Below are 16,198 nucleotides of genomic sequence, written 5' to 3'. Positions count from 1 at the left end.
GCACCGGGTCATCTTTGAACAGACATAGCCGAGGCTTGGGGATGTATTAACTACATTAACGAAAATGAACTCGGTGATCTTCGACTTTTGGTTGAAACTTTCTAATTAGAGGTACGACCACTAAGTTTCAAGGGATAACCACTCTTTATCCATAAGTGCTGAGAATATAAAACGTTACAGGCAGTGTAAAGATGGCGAGAAAAGTCTGGTGAGCAATGATAGATGCCATAGCGTGGCTGTTACCGCCGAGCTGTTTTGCAAGAATGTAAGCGGAAGGGGCGGTGGGAACTGCCATCATGATGGTAACAATCGCGAGTATCATGCCTTCAAGCCCAAGCGAAAGCGCGAACACAAAAGTCATTCCCGGTTTAATAAGCAGCTGCATCACAGAAGCAACGACGACCATTTCTTTGAATGATTCATTGCGGTCTGTTTTCAGAGCTGCGCCAATAGCAAGCAGTGCTAACGGCAGTGCACATTTGCCTAATAAACCAAGGGTTACATTGATTTCATCGGGTAGAGACAGCGGGCTTAGATTAACCGTTAATCCAATCACGCAACCAAGAATAAGGGGGTTGCGCGATAGGCTGATAAATATCGATTTCCAGCTTTTCACTTCCTGACCATAAAAAGAAAACACCAAAAGACACAGCACGTTTACGGTGATGATGATTACTGACATCGATATAGCGGCGGCAACGATGCCAGACTCCCCAAACAAGTTGTAGACGATGGCCAACGCCACAAAACTATTAAAGCGCACGCCTCCTTGAAATATTGACGTAAAAGACGCTGGGTCAACAGAGCGCACATAGCGTTGCCAGACGATGAGTAAAACACTGCAGATAAGAAGGACGACAACCAAGACGCTAGCAATGCTGAACCATGGCAGATCATCCAATGGTTTGTTGCCAAGCGAGTAGATTAATAAAGCGGGAGTGAGGAGAAAATAGGTCAACTTGGCCAATTCGTCCCAGAATGAATCGTTAAAACGCATTAAGCGACGAATCAAATAACCCAATAATATGATGAACATGACCTGCAGTAAGGCCGAGATAGCAGCTGACATATTTTCTCCTTTCTTCATCCAAGAGTACAAAGAAAGAAGGCGAAAAAATAATTATGGATTTTTAACAAAAACGTAAAATTAATTTATGGGTAACAACTCATCGAGCAAGACTTGAACTAGCTCTTTTCTGCTGTGATGTTCTCTCTGGTACAAACCCATGTTGCGGTGCAGTCGTGGTATACCAAAGGGAACGAGTTTGTATTCTTCTCGTAGTTTGTTTGCTCTGGCTTCCCCTAAAGCCATAACGGTAACTCCCAGTTTTTCCTGCACCATGATCAACGACGCTTGGAGGGAATCCAGTTCCATCACAGTATCTGTGATCAAATTCCTACGTTTGAGTTCGTTATCAATCATTGTGCCAGCCCAAGCTCGCGCGTCCAGCTTTATAAATGGGTGGTTTTTGAGTAAATCGCTATCGGAAGTTTCGGCTGTATCCTTATGAGCGACAACGTAAAAAGGTTCTTGCTCTATGGTCGTCCAGCTAAAGCCAGTCGGTATCTTCCGTTGTGGTTCAGTAATTAAAACCGCGTCCAATTCTCCGGTCTCAACCCGCTCAGCCAAATCGACTGACATACCTCGAAATACTTTAATCGAGAGCTTGGGATATTGGCGACGAATTGAAGCTAGGGCAGGGCCAAGTGCGCCAACCTGAACACTAAATACTGACCCTACCAGTAGCTCGCCGCTGTAGAGACCGTTTTGACCTAAACCGTCGCCGAGAGAATCATACATTGATAAAATTTGCTCCGCTCGTTGCATGACTTTTTCGCCATCACGAGTAAGAACCAAATTGCGACCGATCTTCTCAAACAGTTTGGTATCAAGTTCCGTTTCAAGTTGTTTCATTTGGGTACTGACCGCCGCCTGCGTTAAACCTATTCTGTCACCTGCTGCAGAAAAACTGCCGTGGGCAATAATCGCCCGCAAGGTTTTCAACGCTTTGATGGACATAAATAAAGTACTCCAAACTTTAACCAAAAACGACTTTGAGAATAACATAGCTGGCTGAGATATTGTCTGAACTTGCGAGTAGGTTTATGTGGCTGACTCAGATGATAGTGAAACCAAAACGAACAAGTAGTAACATTTCGGCTGTTTCGCAAAATTTGTTGAAGAGAAAAGAGTCGCCAATGTTGTTACCTACAAAGTACGCCATTACCCGTAATGAGAAGAGTCTAGATGAGTTGGCGCAATTACTTGTTTTGCAAGGCGTTGACAGTTTGTGCCAGGTACGAGCCAAGTCGTACAGTCTATCGTCTCTAAAGCAAGCAATTGCTCCCTATGTGAAAGGGATTGTGTTGGTCAATTCTGCTTCCTATGACGGCTCGGATGTAGCTCCTTTTTATGGCGTGCACTTTACCTCAAAAGACCTCTCAGATAAGGCTTTGATTCAGTCAGTTCGTCACAGCGGCGCGCAATATCTGGCGGCATCGTGTCACAATGAGCAGGAGATTGAGCTGGCGAATAAAGCAGGGTGTGATTTCATTACTATTTCGCCAGTGGAAGCGACGAACTCTCATCCTGATGCCACTCCGATTGGTTGGCAGCGCTTTGCGGAGCTATCCAAATTGGCGAACATGCCAACCTTTGCCCTCGGTGGGCAAAGTACCCATAACGTAGAACATGTACAAAGCTACGGTGCGCACGGCGTTGCTGGGATTTCAGACTTTTGGAAGGTTGAGAAATGAAAAAGGCTGGTGAATTCACCAGCCTTAGCGTTTAGCCTAAATAGCGATTCTTGAGGTGATCTTTAAAGAATTGCGCGTTGAGAGTGTCGCCTGTTGATTGCTTCACTAACTGATCTGTTGTGAGTAAGCTTCCCTTGCTCCAGATATTGTCTGATAGCCAGCTAAAGATTGGCGTTAAATCGCCAGCTTTAATGGCTGCATCAACATCAACTGTTTGCTTCATTGCTGCCATAAACTGCGCGGCATACATGGCCCCTAATGTGTAAGATGGGAAGTAGCCAAATGCGCCGTCGGTCCAGTGGATGTCTTGCATACAACCGTTCTTGAAGTTGTCTTTGGTCGATAATCCAAGGTAAGCCTGCATTTTTTCATTCCACAATTCAGGGACGTCAGTGTGTTTGATCTTACCGTTGATCAGGTCGCGCTCAATCTCGTAGCGTAAAATAACGTGAGCAGGGTAGGTAAGCTCGTCGGCATCAACACGAATGAAGTCTTTTTTCACGCGGGTGTATAGTTTGTGGAAGTTTTCCTGCGAGAATAGAGCTGGGTTATCGCCATCGAAATGCTTGGCCGCAAAACCTGCCAGATGAGCGATAAAGGCGTCGCTGCGCCCGACCTGCATTTCAAAAAATAGCGATTGAGACTCGTGAATACCCATAGAGCGAGCTTCACCAGAAGGTAATCCAGCTAGAGATTTTGGTAGTCCTTGTTCATAACGAGCATGACCCGTTTCGTGTACAATGCCCATCAGCGATTGAACGAACTCGTTTTCGTCGTAGCGAGTCGTAATACGCACATCCGATGGTACACCGCCACAGAATGGGTGCACACTCTCATCCAGACGACCATGTTCAAAGTCGAACTGCAGTAGCTTCATCACTTCGAGACCAAGTGCTTTCTGCTTGTCTGTTGCGAATTTACCTTCAGGTTGAATAAACTGCTCAGAAGATTGCTTTTCAATCACTTCATCAATAAGTTCTGGCAACCAGCTTTTCACATTGCTAAACAAGGTGTCTAGGGAAGCGGAGCTGGTGCCGGGCTCGTAGATATCCAACATGGCATCGTATGGAGTGAGTCCGTTTGCCTCTGCTCGGATTTGCGCTTCTTCCTGAGAAAGTTTCACTACCTCAGCCCAGTTCTTCTCGAACCCAACCCAGTCATTGTCACCACGTTGTGTACGCCATGCATGTTCACATTTGGAACCTGCAAGGGATTTAGCTTGCACCAGTTCTTCTGGGAGAAGGTTGGCTTGCTGCCACTGGCGTTTCAACTCGCGAAGTGTCGCCTTGTCATCTGTATTGAGTGATTCACCTTCGGCTTCTGCAAACCAGTCTGCCAGTTGAGGCTGAGTATGAAGGCCGTGAATATGAACCGAGAGTTCCGCCATGGCTTCAGAGCGAGCTTGGTTACCGCCGCTAGGCATAACTGCTGCTTGGTCCCAACCACAAATAGAAGCAAGGTGGCTGAAATGAGAGATTTTTTTAGAATGTGCTTTGAGTTTTTCGAATGCGCTCATGGGTCGCCTTCCGTGACTATTTAGGAGAAGGAAAGTGTATCAACCTCGCGTAGTCAGACCAAGTACTATCCGGTTACATCCTTTGGATTGAGTCTCTGTTAAATCACACTATTTCGAGCATTTAGTGATTTAAATGTTATTGGTATGGCGGAAAAGAATTCCGTTTCGTTGTTTATTCACTGACGTTTTGATGATAGAAGAGGATTATCAAATGGCCTCGATGAATTCGAGAAGAGGCATAGAAAGGAGTAGATGTGATTAACAATATGGAAGCGTTTCTGATCGCCATTACCATTTTAACGCTAACACCGGGTCTGGACACTGCGCTGGTGCTACGCAATTCTTCCCGAGGTGGAGTGAAAGATGGCGTTGCCACCAGTCTAGGTATTTGTTTAGGTCTGTTTGTCCACGCGACGTTTTCTGCAATTGGTATCTCCGCTATTTTGGCTCAGTCGGCAGAACTGTTTAATGCAGTAAAGATGGTTGGTGCCGCTTATCTTATATGGCTGGGGGCGACAACTTTAAGAGAGGTCTGGAAAGGAGATGTGGCTCTGTCGAATATGGAGTCTCATACGCATAATCTGGATATGAAACGCTCTCTTCGAGAAGGCTTTCTGTCAAATATTCTCAACCCGAAAACAGCAGTTTTCTATCTCGCGTTCTTGCCGCAGTTTATCAATCCCGAGGGTTCGGCATTTTTGCAATCCAGTTTGATGGCGGCTATCCACTTTGTGATTGCCATGATTTGGCAGTGTGGCTTAGCAGGTACTTTGAACTCAGCAAAGAACCTACTTAAAAGCCCTAAGTTTATGCGCCGAATGGAAGCAACAACAGGAGTGGTTCTCGTTGGCTTAGGTGTGAAACTTATAGTGGAAGAATAAAAAAACAGCGGCTTAAGCCGCTGTTTTTTTATTGGTTAGCTCTGCATCTGAGGTTGCTTTAAGTTATCGACAGCGGCTGAGAAATACGCTTTCGTTTCCTCAATCACGACATGACGGAGCAAGATCAAACCGATCAGGTTAGGCACCGCCATCAAGCCGTTAACGATATCAGCGATAATCCAAATCATATCGAGGTGTAGGAAAGCGCCTGATGCCACCAAAGCAAGGAAGATAACCTTGTATGGCAGAACGGCTTTGGTGCCGAACAAAAATACGACACAGCGCTCACCATAGTAGTTCCAACCCAGAATGGTTGTGAAGGCGAAGAAGATCAAACCAACGGAAACCAGAATAGGGCCAAGCGTTTCAGCATTCAGGCCAACAGCAAAAGCGTGAGTCGTCATCGCTGCACCAGCAAAGTCACTTTGCCATGCACCAGTCAGGATCAGTGCAAGACCTGTCATCGTACAAATGATAATGGTATCGAAGAAGGTACCTGTCATCGAAATCAGACCTTGTCTCACACACGAATCGGTTTTCGCAGCCGCTGCTGCCATGGGAGCACTGCCAAGACCCGATTCGTTAGAGAAAACACCACGAGCAATACCCGACTGGATGGCTAGCATGATGCTTGCACCAAGGAAGCCACCTGTTGCCGCCGTTTGTGTGAAAGCAGACACCAGAACTAGCTCGATAGCATTGAACAGTTGATCGCTGTTGATGACAATCACGCTCAAACAAGCCAATACGTAGAACAGCGCCATCGTTGGAACGACTTTGCCTGCAACTTTAGCAATTGACTGAATACCACCCAGCGTGACAAACGCGACTAGTACCGTCAGTACCACTGCGGATGCTTCTCGCGGCACGCCAAAAGAGATCTGGCTGGCGTCTAGAATCGCGTTTACCTGAGGGAAAGTACCAATACCGAAGCAGGCAACACCCAAAGCGAAGAAGGCGAATAGCGAAGCGAGCGTACGAGAACCCACCCCATATTGGAGGTAGTACATTGGTCCACCAACCATCTGGCCTTTGTCATCTACCTTGCGGTATTTAACAGCCAATAAGCATTCCGCGTATTTAGTCGCCATTCCGAACAGAGCAGCAAGCCACATCCAGAACAGTGCACCCGGACCACCGAGTTTTATTGCGGTTGCGACACCAACAATGTTACCTGTACCGATGGTGGCAGAAAGCGCGGTACAAAGAGCGGCGAAGCTTGAAACATCACCTGGTTTTTTGGAATCATCTTTGCTGAAAACCATTTTCAGTGCAGTCGGCAGGTGTCGAAACTGAAGTAAGCCTAAGCGAAAAGTAAAGTAGACACCGGTTCCCACTAACAGGATAAGTAGTGGTGGACCCCAGACAAAGCTGTCGATAGTTTTAAGTAAAGATTGAAGGTTATCCATGATTTCCCCTTAATTGATAAAGCATTACTAAGGAGAAGAGTGAAAGGGCAGAGACGACGAGTCTCAACAAACGCTACAGGCAGCAAAGCGATCATAGCTAGGTTGTTCTTTTCACTCCTCTGTCCTTTTGCCTGAGAGTTTCACCACACACCTGATGGTGTGAGGTTTGCTCCTTCGGCGACCGATTTAACGGTTCTCTCCAGAGGTTCCTCCAACTACAGTCCTCGCTGTTTTCACAGCACCTGAAAGATTTACTTCTTCGGTAGGTTATTTCGTCCAAATGTTAAAATTTGGTTAATAACCACTCTCCTGTAGTCTTCATCGGAACGATTGCTCGTAAAGTGAGCAAAAGTTGGTTGATAGCACTGGTTGCTACCAACGTGTGAACTCTATCATTATTTTTGTGTAATTCAATTAGTTTTTTGCATGAATAACAAAATGGGGGAAATGAGGATAATTAGAGCCTTTGAAAGCTTCAAAGGCTCTTAGTTAAAACTCATTCTTTGTTTTGAGTACGGATGCTAAAGATGGAATTTTCATCCACGAAGTCATACTCAAGTTGCGAAGGGGTAACGTCACAGACTTCGGAGACAGGTGTTAAGGTGCCGCTCGTACCATAGCGAAGATCAAATTGAATAAATCGACTAAAGACATTGTCTTGATCTCCTCTAGGAATCTCCTCTATGTACATTTCAGTATCGCGGCAGCTTCCTGAGATGGTCATGATGGTGGGAAACATAATCGGTTCCGAAATAGTAAAGTCTTCGAGCGTGACATCTCGATATGTTCGATTGAGGTCAATGGGTTGACTGGTGTAAATCGCCCCAGCAAATTTTTCTGCGTAAAGGCTGCCACTCCAACCTCTTGGAACAGGTAAGGTGTATGCGCCATTAGCGTCTGTTTTAGCGCTGGAGAAGTAACCTCTTACATCTGCGTTTTGGACAGGGATGCCATCCTGAGAGTATACGTATCCTTCAATGTTTACTTTTGAAGTAGGGCGCGTAAATAGGTGTGAATTGCTAATATCACCAATCAATAAAGTGCCTGATTCAAACCCAAAACTGGAACCATACCTACTGTTCCCGTCTCCAGTCTGAAAGATTTCAGCCAGCTGCCAAGACAACTCTTTACCTTTTTGGATATCGAAACGATAAACTTTCCCTAGTGCGTCATCACCAATCATGAAGGTGGTCCGATCTAGCTCCACGTCATGACCAAAATAGCCTGTTTCCGTATCGATATCCGCTTGATTGATCGTCTGCTGAAGGCTCCAAGATTCGTAAGGATGACGTCTCATGAAGACATGCACGTACGACGTTGTGTAACTACTTACGACTAAAAAGTGCTTATTCACATCAAAGGCGAAACCAAACTGACTGGATTGAGTTGGGGTCTTATCCGGCGACTCAATAACATCACCTAAGTGCCAAGTATTAAGATCTCGACTGCGGAAAATAAAGATACGCTCTGCTGACGATTCGCTGATGTACAACTCGTTGGCATAACGGCGAACAGTAAACCCTAAAGACTGATAAGTAGGGTCGGGAAAGCTGTTGACGTCTAGCTTATCGACCAGTTGCCATTCCCCAGAGTTTCTGAGGTATACATAAACGCTTCTTTGCTTGGGATCGGAAATTGTGAGTAGCTGGTCATCAAGGTAAACAGACTCACCAAATTGAGAAAGTTGTGGGTCAACGTCGTCCGGCAGTTCGATTGTGCTAGATAACGTCCAGTTTGGTTTGAATGCGTTCTCGCGCTCGTACAGCCAAACTTTGTGCTCAGAGTTGGAACCGATAGCAATAAAGCGGTCTGTGTTGTAGACGTACTTATCGGTATATCCACTGCCGGTAACCGGAAGCTTTGGACCAAACTTCCAAACGCCAAAATCTTTAAAAATAATTTGGTTTTCGATGACGCCGACGTTACGCGAAAGTGACGTTGTTCCTGATACCTTGTCGATTTTTTGATAATCGGATAAATCAGGAAAATTGGGTGATGCATTTGTACCTAATGAAAGTAGGGCAGCGAGTAATGCTAAATATCGCATGGAGGTCTCTCCTCACTAATGAAGTAGTAATTCATGGTGGAATGAGACTTACAACAAGTTGACTACGAACTAACTTAAGTTCTCGATGAACATCAGAGCAGGCGAAAAAGTTGAATCTCGTCGCTCTGAAGAAGTCATACTACATATAAAACAATCATCATATCAATAGTGTTTTGAGTATTTATACTAAGTGATATATATGTAATTTTAACCCATTAAAATAATTGGAATTCAACTGGTTTAAAACTGTTGAGTGGAGTGTGTCGAGGGGGTTAAGTTGAGTTCGGTTTTAAAGACTCTATAGTGTCTTTTTGACTTTATTGTTGTGATGTCTTATTGACACTATTTTTGTTGGTTTGATTTCTATTGTATTGATTATACGGAGATTTTAAAGTTGGCAAGAAGAATGCAATGTAGAGAGAAAAACAAAATAATCTAGTGAGGTCTCTATGTTTGTTCAACCAACTCGCACTACATTCAAAACACTTTTGACTGTTTCAAATATTGGACTGGTCGTCACTTTTCTCGCACTGGTGGTCAGCGTGCTGATTTCGTATCCATACGCTAACTCCTTCAGCCTGAATGCTCAAATTGCTGCGCATATCAGTACCATCGTAATAGCTGCATTTTTGAAAGTGAGTTATGTCACCCGATGCTTGGCGCAATACAATCTAGGTTTAGAAGTGAAATAGATATGACATAGCAATAGCGCCCTAAGTAGGGCGCTATTGCAAAGCTTAGAAGTAGTTCGCGTCAACCAGCTCGCTTACTTGCACTGATTTCACATCAGCGCGAGCATCCAGCCATTCAGCGACTTTTGCTTGTTGTTCTTCTGTTACGCTTTGGTATCTTTCTGAGTGACAGATAAAGCCTTCAAACAACTCAAGACCACCGCCGCCAAAGCTTAGACCAAGCGCATCAATGTAATCAATGAACTCGTCAACAAACGCGTCGTAGTTGTCAAAGTCAGTGATCGTTGTTTCACAGCTGACTTCGAATCCAAGCATCGCGAACTCACCCAAAAATAGCTTCTTCTGGATACGACGTTTCTTATTTTCTAACTTAAATGGTTTCATTATTTTGCCTCAAACTTTCGAGTTAGCTCCTTATACCTCAAATTCTATGCAAGCCCAAATATAATTCTGTTAAAGGGGTAAAATTCTAATGTTGTTTGGGAAAGGTCGCGTTTTGTTACGATTAAACCACGTGGAAGTGGAGGAAGCGGGAATGGGAGTGTATATAATTAAATCAAATGGGTATAAAACAAACCTAACTCTGACCCAATGCTCTTAAAAAATGGTATAAATGAACGAGTTAACAGGCCATTGAGGTTCGCGCAGAGTCTGGCTAAGGAGACGGTATGACAAGATTGATTGCGATTGTTTTTTTGGTGGCATTGGCGTTTGTTCTGATCCGGTATCGAACCAACGAAAAGCTGCAAAAATATGTCGTTGTTACTCTGATCTCCGGCTTTTTAGTTTATACCGCCACTTTGGTGGTAACCGAACTCATGCGCTAAACCAGTAGGAGCAAAGAAGTGAACAACGAGTCTGAAATGGATAACAATGATGATGTGGTGGTTATCGAAGAAAGAGATAAGCGCAGTTATTTATACATCATTATTGCTGGTGTCTTAGGATTAGCACTAGGTGGGTTAGTTGGCTCCGTCGTCACGGCCGGTAAATGGCAAAATGCCTACAATGGGCTGGAAGAAAAATATCAGTTACTTGTAGAAGACAAAAAACAGCTGGTTGTTGAAGTCGAAGATAAAGTGGCGAAAGTGGATGATGAAATCGCAGTTAAGCTGCAACAAGCCATCGAGGAGCAGCAGCAAGAGCACGAAGATGCATTGGCAGCTCTACGTTCAGAGGTTTCTGAGCTGGAAAAAGTCAATTTATCCCTTGAGGAACAACTGAATCAGCAGAAGCAGAAGATTGCTGAAGCGAACCGAGAGAATAATCAACTGAATCGACAGGCTGATATGCAAGCGACGATGTTTGAGCGATCACGAGAGTTATTCCAACAAGAGCTCAAAGTTAAGCAAGAACTGGAAGCACTAGAAAAAGAACGCGAAGAGCTCGAACCTAAAGTCAAACAGCTGAAAAAAGATTGTGATTTGTACCTATCAGGTACGTCATGGGATGCAAAATCTGACTCATGTGATAAGCAAGATGAAGCAAACTCTCGCTTAAGTCAGGTCAATCAGATGATCAGAGTGCATCAGATGGATCTAAAACAAATGAAGGCACTTACAGACGAATTAGGTTTGCAGTAACATCGCGCTGAAATTGTTATTAAACCTCCCACTAGGGAGGTTTTTTTATATCAAAAGTAGGCAATTAATAGATTTGTTACTAATTTTAATGGATAGACCAATAACCTCGACAAACGTGCTTATGCGGTTAAGGAAGCGGCGTGCAGAAGAATAATGGTACAGAGTGGGTAAAAATCATTGCTAACCTTGCCTTTCTCTGTGCGGTAGGGGTTGTCTCCTATGGGTTGGTAAATCAGGACCACAGCTGGTCACGCATTTTCTTTATTTTTCCGATACTCATGATCTTGGCTTTGATTGCAAACGATCTCACGTTGCGCCACTTATTTGCCTTTTCTTCAGTCGCGATGTTCCTAATTGGTGGGTTGGTTCAGCCATTTGAAATCGGTTCTGTCAGAGACGCCTTAATACTCATTCCACTCTGCTACATCGTACTTTTCCCAGGGACTTTGTGGCCAATCGCCGTTGGGGCGGCGCTAGTGAATGGTTATCTATACCAATTAACTTCAACGGACTTACAGCTATTTATTGAGGTAGCGACAGAAGTCAGTGCGATTACTGTGTTCGCGACCATCATGGCGTATTTTTATGTCAAAGTGCGTGAGCAGGCTATGGCTTACAAGCAGGAGAGTGTGACGGATTACCTGACCAAGCTGCCAAACCTTCATGCTTTCTATAGTGATATCAAACAAGTAAACAAAGACAACGCAGAGCATTTTGGCTTATTGCACATTGGGCTTGATGGGTTCAAGAACGTCAATGATCGTTTAGGATATCGCCATGGTGACATATTACTAGTGGCGTTTGCCAACCATATCAATGAACTCATTGGAGGGTACGGAAAACTCTATCGCCTAGGAGGTGACGAGTTTGTTTTAATCGCTGAATCCCATGATGTCGAATTGGTTTTAGATGAGACGATTGAAATCTTGCTTAGACATAAGAAGACTCTTTTCAATGTTAACAACACTTCTCACAGGCTTGGTTTTTGTATAGGTATAGCATTCGCCAGAGACGCAGTCGATAATCTCGATGTTTGGGTTAAAAATGCCGATTTTGCTTTATTTAAAGCTCGCTCTGAAGGCGCGGGTTCTGTGTGTTGGTTTGATGACGAGTTGCTTGGTGAAACAATTAGGCAGCATCAAATTGAAACTGAAATTAAAAACGCGCTGGTTAAAAACCAGTTCTCCTTGTATTACCAACCTAAAGTTTCGGCGACGACTTCAGAAGTGGTCGGGGCAGAGGCGCTGGTCCGTTGGAAACATCCTCAGCTAGGTTCAATCACTCCTGCTGAATTTATTCCAGTGGCTGAGAAAACGGCTCAGATAGTTCCCCTTGGGCACTGGGTTTTACGAGAGGCCTGTAATCAGATCAAAGAGTGGCATGATGCTGGTGTAGATTTGTGCGTGTCCGTCAATGTCTCAAACGTGCAGTTCGATCACACTGACCTGTTTAAAGTGATTTGTGAAATTTTGCGTGAAGTTCGTTTACCTTCACATCTACTTCAGATCGAAATTACCGAATCTGCTTTGATGAGTGACCCAGATGCAGTGACCGATATATGTGGGCAGTTGAGAGCACTGGGGATCTCTGTGGCGATTGATGATTTTGGGGTGGAGTATTCCTGTTTGCGTTACTTGAAACAGCTCCCCGTTGATGTACTTAAAATTGATAAGTGCTTTGTTGATGAATGCGCGATTCATGAAGCGGATCGTATGTTACTCAGAACAATCGTCCAGATGGGTCACAGTCTGAATATTAAGGTTATTGCTGAAGGCGTTGAAGACGAACAGCAGCTAGAGGTACTGCGTCAGGAAAACTGCGATGAGTATCAGGGCTACCTTTTCTCCCAGCCTCTTTCAGGTAAAGAGTTCTTTTCGCTCTTTAATGTCAGCTCTGACTCCAGTAAAGCCTCGGCATGAAGTGGATTGTCAGGTAGAGTATCTCGGTTGTTCGTTAACTGAGCCCTGCAATGCCGTCAGAAAACCTTGTTATATCTCTCCCTTCGCTTATTCACAGAATTGGTGGTGACGCGAACAAGCAGTTGCGTATTGTCGCTAAACAGCACGATTGTGAGCTCAAGCGTGTTCGTCGTTCGAGAAACTGGCAACTGATTGGTCAACCCGAGGCGCTACTCGACCTGTTTAATAATCTATCTGAGCAATCTACAGAATTCGACTTTGTGTTAAGCAAGTTGAATGTACAAATCAGTCAAAGTGTTAAACCACGTGAATCCACTGAAGAGCGCCTTAAGCGCATACTGCTTGCCGACCCGACAATCACGCTCACCGAGTTGATGGAACGCACTGGTTGTTCACTCTCAGAAGCTCGTACCGCTAGATTTGAGTCTGAAATCTTATAACTTAGTTCAGGTTATCTAGAGGGCTGGTGGTTCCTGCATAGTGTTGACCGATAACATGGGTGTAGATCTGTGTCGTCTTTACGTCATTGTGACCCAGCAGTTCTTGAACACTGCGAATGTCTCTTCCTGCCTGCAATAGGTGTGTTGCAAAGCTATGACGAAACGTGTGGCAAGTTACCTTTTTATTGATGGTCGTTTTTGCGACGGCACGACTCAACGCTTTTCTAATCACACTGCTATGAAGGTGATGACGAGAAGGATGATCACTATTGTATTGACTATGCGAAATAGAAGGAGAGGGGAAAATAAACATCCAAGCGAGTTTACGAAATGCGTTCGGATATTTTTTATGGATTGCGTAGGGGAGTGAGGGGCCGATCCCGTGTTTGTTGTCGGCAATTTGAACTTGCTCGGCCTGTTCAATCAACAGTTTCAGGACATCGACACACTGTTTACTAAGTAATGTCTGCCTGTCCTTTTTTCCTTTTCCATCTCTAACTGTAATGGATGGATTACTCAAATCGATATCTTGAACTCTCAGCCTTAAACATTCTGAAATTCGTAATCCACTTCCATAAAGCAGCTCGACGATAAGCTTTTCCTTTCCGTTTAGATGAGAAAGAACCTGCTTGACTTCATTTGGTGTTATTACAACGGGTAACTGCCTTTGCTTGGTTGCGTGGCGAAAGCCCAATTCTCCCAGTTCAATTTTGAGGAAGGCTTGATAAAGGTAAACCAGAGCATTTAGCGCTACTTTTTGTGTATTGATTGCCACATTGCGAGAGTTGGCTAAATAGGACAGAAATTGAATGACTTCCTCTGATCCCATTTGCATAGGGTGACGTTTTTCGTGATAGAAAATATAAGACCGAATCCAGTACAGGTACGATTTTTCCGTTCGAATACTGTAACCACTTAGTCTCATGTGCTCACATACTTCTCTAAGAAAAGGACTTTTCTCAGGCATAACGCTTCATCATCTTTCTAGGCATTGTGTAGATGCGTTCATTTATAGCGTGTTTCCCGACAACAAAAGTATGACTTTAGGATTAATTATGTTGAGTTATCTAGGGTAACTTTTGAAAGGGAAGTTGATGCTTAACATAAAGCACAACCTGCACGGAATGTTTCTGATTTCACTAAATTGCTAATTACCTTTGGTTAAGAAAGGAATCATTTTGTATAATTCCTTTTATTTTTCAGCTACTCAGCACCAATTCTAAGCAAATTATCATGCCTTTCTTTATTCTTATCGCGCTCCTTTTTGTTCTATTAACCCTCTTTGCCTTGTACTTCTATTTTGAAGCTAAACGGAAAAAGGAAGCCCAAGACGCGAAAAAAACACTGACCGTGCGTGTCGAAAAAATGAAAAAGCGATTCAAATCAGAAACTCAGCAATGGGTGTTTTCTGGTGCCTTATCGAAGCAGGATGAGAGCACGATGATTCGATTGCCGAACTATTTTTTTGTTTTTCAGCCGATAACGCCTGAAAATGTAGAACATTACGAACAGTCATTAGAAAGCGTGTTATTGACGGTTAATGAAAAGGTGTTGCTTGTCCCTAATGATAGTGATGACGTCACTGCGCCTTGCGAGCCATTGTGTCAGTTTGTTCAGTCTCTACCATCTGCTGCTCAAGGTTACAATGCAAGTTTTTATCGTAATGATCTGCCTGTTCTCATTCAAAAGCTAAGAGATGCTGAGATTGAGCCATTAGATGAGCAGAGCCAAGAAGAGACAGAAGTTGCCTAAGAGCTTTTCATTCAAATGGAGAGCGCGTTATAGATTAAACCTGTCACATTTTACGATGTAACAACCTATAGCTATTTGTAAATCAATTGGTTTCTTCAATTGAGTATTTACATACCTTACCTGTGATTAATAGCATTCGTTAATTGATTTTAGGTTATTAATAACAAATGGCTATAGGTTGATGTAATGAAAACAAAACTTCTGTTGGCTCTTCCCTTTCTCTCATTCGTCGCTGTTGCGAATACTAATCCTCACTTGGAAACGTTCAATACTCAAGTAAGTCAGACGTTATATAAAGGTCAGCGCTTGAATATCCCTGTTAACCTTTCACTACCTGCAGACAGACGCCACTTGGCAACGTTAGGCTATGACAACAACCAGCCGTCTTCAATGGATTGTAAGATTAGTATTTACGATAGTGCGAGTACGTTACTGCACTATCTAGACTGTCGCGCCGGTATTGGTGAGCACACATTTGCTACGCCTATCGCTTACTGGCAGGATAATTATCGAGCTGTTATCTCTTTGTATAATGCAGATTTTTCTCAATCGAGTCAGCGATTTGAAGGGAATTTTCGTTTTAACTTTGGCGAAAGCTCGCGTATAGACAACGATCATCTACCGACATGGTGGAAGAAAACTTATAACTCAGTTGGACTCGATGCTAATACAGATTATGACGGAGACAGCTTTAGCTTAATTCAAGAGTACTTTGGTAACAGCAAACCGAACGATGCAAGCAGCTTTCCTGACCATGACCCCGTGATTGATTTTGACGAAACACACTCGGCAGGAACATCAATGTATGTCCGTTTTGGTCAGGCAGTGACGGATTGGATTGAAATTACCCCAACTTATAATAAGAAAGTGAAGTCTTTAGAGTTGGTCGTTGAAACAAATGACAACGCTCGAAATCAATCTGTTGTTGCATTCGTTCATGATGAAAATGGTAACCGCGTATATCCAAGCTATCTGAAATTCCCAGGCCGACAGTCTGTTGCTTTGGAACAACCGGTTGATGTAGAGAAGCTGAAGATAAAACTGGTTGCAAGGCACTACTCATCAAACATTTATGCTCACTATAAAGTGAAACTGAATGCCACGTTTACAGAGTAAGCTTTGAACTTCTCGAGAGAGCGCCAATGGGCGCTCTTTTTGATTGTTAGCCCTGCATTGACTTTTTGGAGTACGAGATTTTTAGC

16 protein-coding genes and 1 riboswitch are annotated in these 16,198 nt (G+C 43.8%); of the genes, 9 read left to right on the top strand and 7 right to left on the bottom strand.

Going from position 1 to position 16,198, the window contains the following annotated elements; all coding sequences use genetic code 11:
* Positions 1-145 precede the first annotated feature (145 nt).
* Together FIU99_RS09670 and FIU99_RS09665 are read right to left on the bottom strand one after the other, a co-directional pair.
* Positions 146-1,069: an AEC family transporter gene (locus tag FIU99_RS09670; RefSeq protein ID WP_152472235.1), complete on the bottom strand. Its 924-nt coding sequence runs from the start codon at positions 1,067-1,069 to the stop codon at positions 146-148.
* Between the two features lie 78 nt (positions 1,070-1,147).
* Positions 1,148-2,020, bottom strand: a complete 873-nt coding sequence (locus FIU99_RS09665; protein WP_152472234.1) for a LysR family transcriptional regulator — start codon at positions 2,018-2,020, stop codon at positions 1,148-1,150.
* A 179-nt stretch (positions 2,021-2,199) separates the two neighbouring features.
* On the opposite strand from FIU99_RS09665, the gene FIU99_RS09660 reads away from it, so the two are divergent.
* The gene (locus tag FIU99_RS09660; RefSeq protein ID WP_152472233.1) at positions 2,200-2,757 is read left to right on the top strand and encodes a thiamine phosphate synthase; all 558 of its coding nucleotides are present in this window, start codon (positions 2,200-2,202) and stop codon (positions 2,755-2,757) included.
* Between the two features lie 31 nt (positions 2,758-2,788).
* Here the strand turns inward: FIU99_RS09660 and FIU99_RS09655 are convergent, their stop codons facing one another.
* A complete protein-coding gene (locus FIU99_RS09655) occupies positions 2,789-4,273 on the bottom strand; it encodes a carboxypeptidase M32 (protein ID WP_152472232.1) in 1,485 nt (494 codons plus the stop codon).
* A gap of 266 nt (positions 4,274-4,539) precedes the next feature.
* Between FIU99_RS09655 and FIU99_RS09650 the strand changes: the two genes are divergently transcribed.
* Positions 4,540-5,154, top strand: a complete 615-nt coding sequence (locus tag FIU99_RS09650) for a LysE family translocator (RefSeq protein ID WP_172974072.1) — start codon at positions 4,540-4,542, stop codon at positions 5,152-5,154.
* Between the two features lie 35 nt (positions 5,155-5,189).
* Here the strand turns inward: FIU99_RS09650 and FIU99_RS09645 are convergent, their stop codons facing one another.
* Positions 5,190-6,563 (bottom strand): sodium:alanine symporter family protein, encoded by a 1,374-nt coding sequence (locus tag FIU99_RS09645; protein ID WP_006962591.1) that lies wholly within the window; start codon positions 6,561-6,563, stop codon positions 5,190-5,192.
* A 109-nt stretch (positions 6,564-6,672) separates the two neighbouring features.
* Positions 6,673-6,776, bottom strand: a riboswitch (glycine riboswitch).
* 283 nt (positions 6,777-7,059) lie between these two features.
* Positions 7,060-8,610 carry a carboxypeptidase-like regulatory domain-containing protein gene (locus FIU99_RS09640; RefSeq protein WP_006962590.1) on the bottom strand — a complete coding sequence of 517 codons (1,551 nt, stop codon included), beginning with the start codon at positions 8,608-8,610 and terminating at the stop codon, positions 7,060-7,062.
* A 449-nt stretch (positions 8,611-9,059) separates the two neighbouring features.
* On the opposite strand from FIU99_RS09640, the gene FIU99_RS09635 reads away from it, so the two are divergent.
* Entirely contained in the window at positions 9,060-9,302 is a 243-nt protein-coding gene (locus FIU99_RS09635; protein ID WP_006962589.1) for a hypothetical protein, read from the top strand.
* A gap of 45 nt (positions 9,303-9,347) precedes the next feature.
* Here FIU99_RS09635 and FIU99_RS09630 read toward each other — a convergent pair whose 3' ends face one another.
* Positions 9,348-9,686 (bottom strand): YggL family protein, encoded by a 339-nt coding sequence (locus FIU99_RS09630; protein ID WP_006962588.1) that lies wholly within the window; start codon positions 9,684-9,686, stop codon positions 9,348-9,350.
* A gap of 284 nt (positions 9,687-9,970) precedes the next feature.
* Between FIU99_RS09630 and FIU99_RS27340 the strand changes: the two genes are divergently transcribed.
* From FIU99_RS27340 to FIU99_RS09615, 4 genes are all read left to right on the top strand, one after another.
* Positions 9,971-10,129: a hypothetical protein gene (locus tag FIU99_RS27340; RefSeq protein ID WP_006962587.1), complete on the top strand. Its 159-nt coding sequence runs from the start codon at positions 9,971-9,973 to the stop codon at positions 10,127-10,129.
* Positions 10,130-10,147: 18 nt separating this feature from the next.
* A complete protein-coding gene (locus FIU99_RS09625) occupies positions 10,148-10,885 on the top strand; it encodes a hypothetical protein (RefSeq protein ID WP_006962586.1) in 738 nt (245 codons plus the stop codon).
* 140 nt (positions 10,886-11,025) lie between these two features.
* Positions 11,026-12,804, top strand: a complete 1,779-nt coding sequence (locus tag FIU99_RS09620; RefSeq protein ID WP_006962585.1) for a bifunctional diguanylate cyclase/phosphodiesterase — start codon at positions 11,026-11,028, stop codon at positions 12,802-12,804.
* A gap of 50 nt (positions 12,805-12,854) precedes the next feature.
* On the top strand, positions 12,855-13,244 hold the full coding sequence (locus FIU99_RS09615; RefSeq protein WP_006962584.1) for a ribosome recycling factor family protein: 390 nt from the start codon (positions 12,855-12,857) through the stop codon (positions 13,242-13,244).
* A gap of 1 nt (position 13,245) precedes the next feature.
* Here the strand turns inward: FIU99_RS09615 and FIU99_RS09610 are convergent, their stop codons facing one another.
* Entirely contained in the window at positions 13,246-14,211 is a 966-nt protein-coding gene (locus tag FIU99_RS09610) for an integron integrase (RefSeq protein ID WP_152472231.1), read from the bottom strand.
* Between the two features lie 266 nt (positions 14,212-14,477).
* Between FIU99_RS09610 and FIU99_RS09605 the strand changes: the two genes are divergently transcribed.
* Together FIU99_RS09605 and FIU99_RS09600 are read left to right on the top strand one after the other, a co-directional pair.
* Positions 14,478-14,996: a hypothetical protein gene (locus FIU99_RS09605; protein WP_006962580.1), complete on the top strand. Its 519-nt coding sequence runs from the start codon at positions 14,478-14,480 to the stop codon at positions 14,994-14,996.
* A gap of 186 nt (positions 14,997-15,182) precedes the next feature.
* Positions 15,183-16,112 (top strand): hypothetical protein, encoded by a 930-nt coding sequence (locus FIU99_RS09600; protein ID WP_006962578.1) that lies wholly within the window; start codon positions 15,183-15,185, stop codon positions 16,110-16,112.
* The last annotated feature ends 86 nt before the right edge of the window (positions 16,113-16,198 follow it).

Origin of the sequence: Vibrio sp. THAF64 (assembly GCF_009363455.1) — a bacterium.
In the GTDB taxonomy this organism is placed as follows: domain Bacteria; phylum Pseudomonadota; class Gammaproteobacteria; order Enterobacterales; family Vibrionaceae; genus Vibrio; species Vibrio coralliilyticus.
This window is presented reverse-complemented; position numbering and strand designations above follow the sequence as displayed.

What these genes read in the sequence shown, in the direction of transcription:
- FIU99_RS09670 (WP_152472235.1), bottom strand. Translation starts at nt 1,069, where the DNA reads ATGTCAGCTGCTATCTCGGCCTTACTGCAGGTCATGTTCATCATATTA.
- FIU99_RS09615 (WP_006962584.1), top strand. Translation starts at nt 12,855, where the DNA reads ATGCCGTCAGAAAACCTTGTTATATCTCTCCCTTCGCTTATTCACAGA.
- FIU99_RS09635 (WP_006962589.1), top strand. Translation starts at nt 9,060, where the DNA reads ATGTTTGTTCAACCAACTCGCACTACATTCAAAACACTTTTGACTGTT.
- FIU99_RS09630 (WP_006962588.1), bottom strand. Translation starts at nt 9,686, where the DNA reads ATGAAACCATTTAAGTTAGAAAATAAGAAACGTCGTATCCAGAAGAAG.
- FIU99_RS09660 (WP_152472233.1), top strand. Translation starts at nt 2,200, where the DNA reads ATGTTGTTACCTACAAAGTACGCCATTACCCGTAATGAGAAGAGTCTA.
- FIU99_RS09645 (WP_006962591.1), bottom strand. Translation starts at nt 6,563, where the DNA reads ATGGATAACCTTCAATCTTTACTTAAAACTATCGACAGCTTTGTCTGG.
- FIU99_RS09640 (WP_006962590.1), bottom strand. Translation starts at nt 8,610, where the DNA reads ATGCGATATTTAGCATTACTCGCTGCCCTACTTTCATTAGGTACAAAT.
- FIU99_RS09610 (WP_152472231.1), bottom strand. Translation starts at nt 14,211, where the DNA reads ATGCCTGAGAAAAGTCCTTTTCTTAGAGAAGTATGTGAGCACATGAGA.
- FIU99_RS09605 (WP_006962580.1), top strand. Translation starts at nt 14,478, where the DNA reads ATGCCTTTCTTTATTCTTATCGCGCTCCTTTTTGTTCTATTAACCCTC.
- FIU99_RS09655 (WP_152472232.1), bottom strand. Translation starts at nt 4,273, where the DNA reads ATGAGCGCATTCGAAAAACTCAAAGCACATTCTAAAAAAATCTCTCAT.
- FIU99_RS09600 (WP_006962578.1), top strand. Translation starts at nt 15,183, where the DNA reads ATGAAAACAAAACTTCTGTTGGCTCTTCCCTTTCTCTCATTCGTCGCT.
- FIU99_RS09665 (WP_152472234.1), bottom strand. Translation starts at nt 2,020, where the DNA reads ATGTCCATCAAAGCGTTGAAAACCTTGCGGGCGATTATTGCCCACGGC.
- FIU99_RS09650 (WP_172974072.1), top strand. Translation starts at nt 4,540, where the DNA reads ATGGAAGCGTTTCTGATCGCCATTACCATTTTAACGCTAACACCGGGT.
- FIU99_RS27340 (WP_006962587.1), top strand. Translation starts at nt 9,971, where the DNA reads ATGACAAGATTGATTGCGATTGTTTTTTTGGTGGCATTGGCGTTTGTT.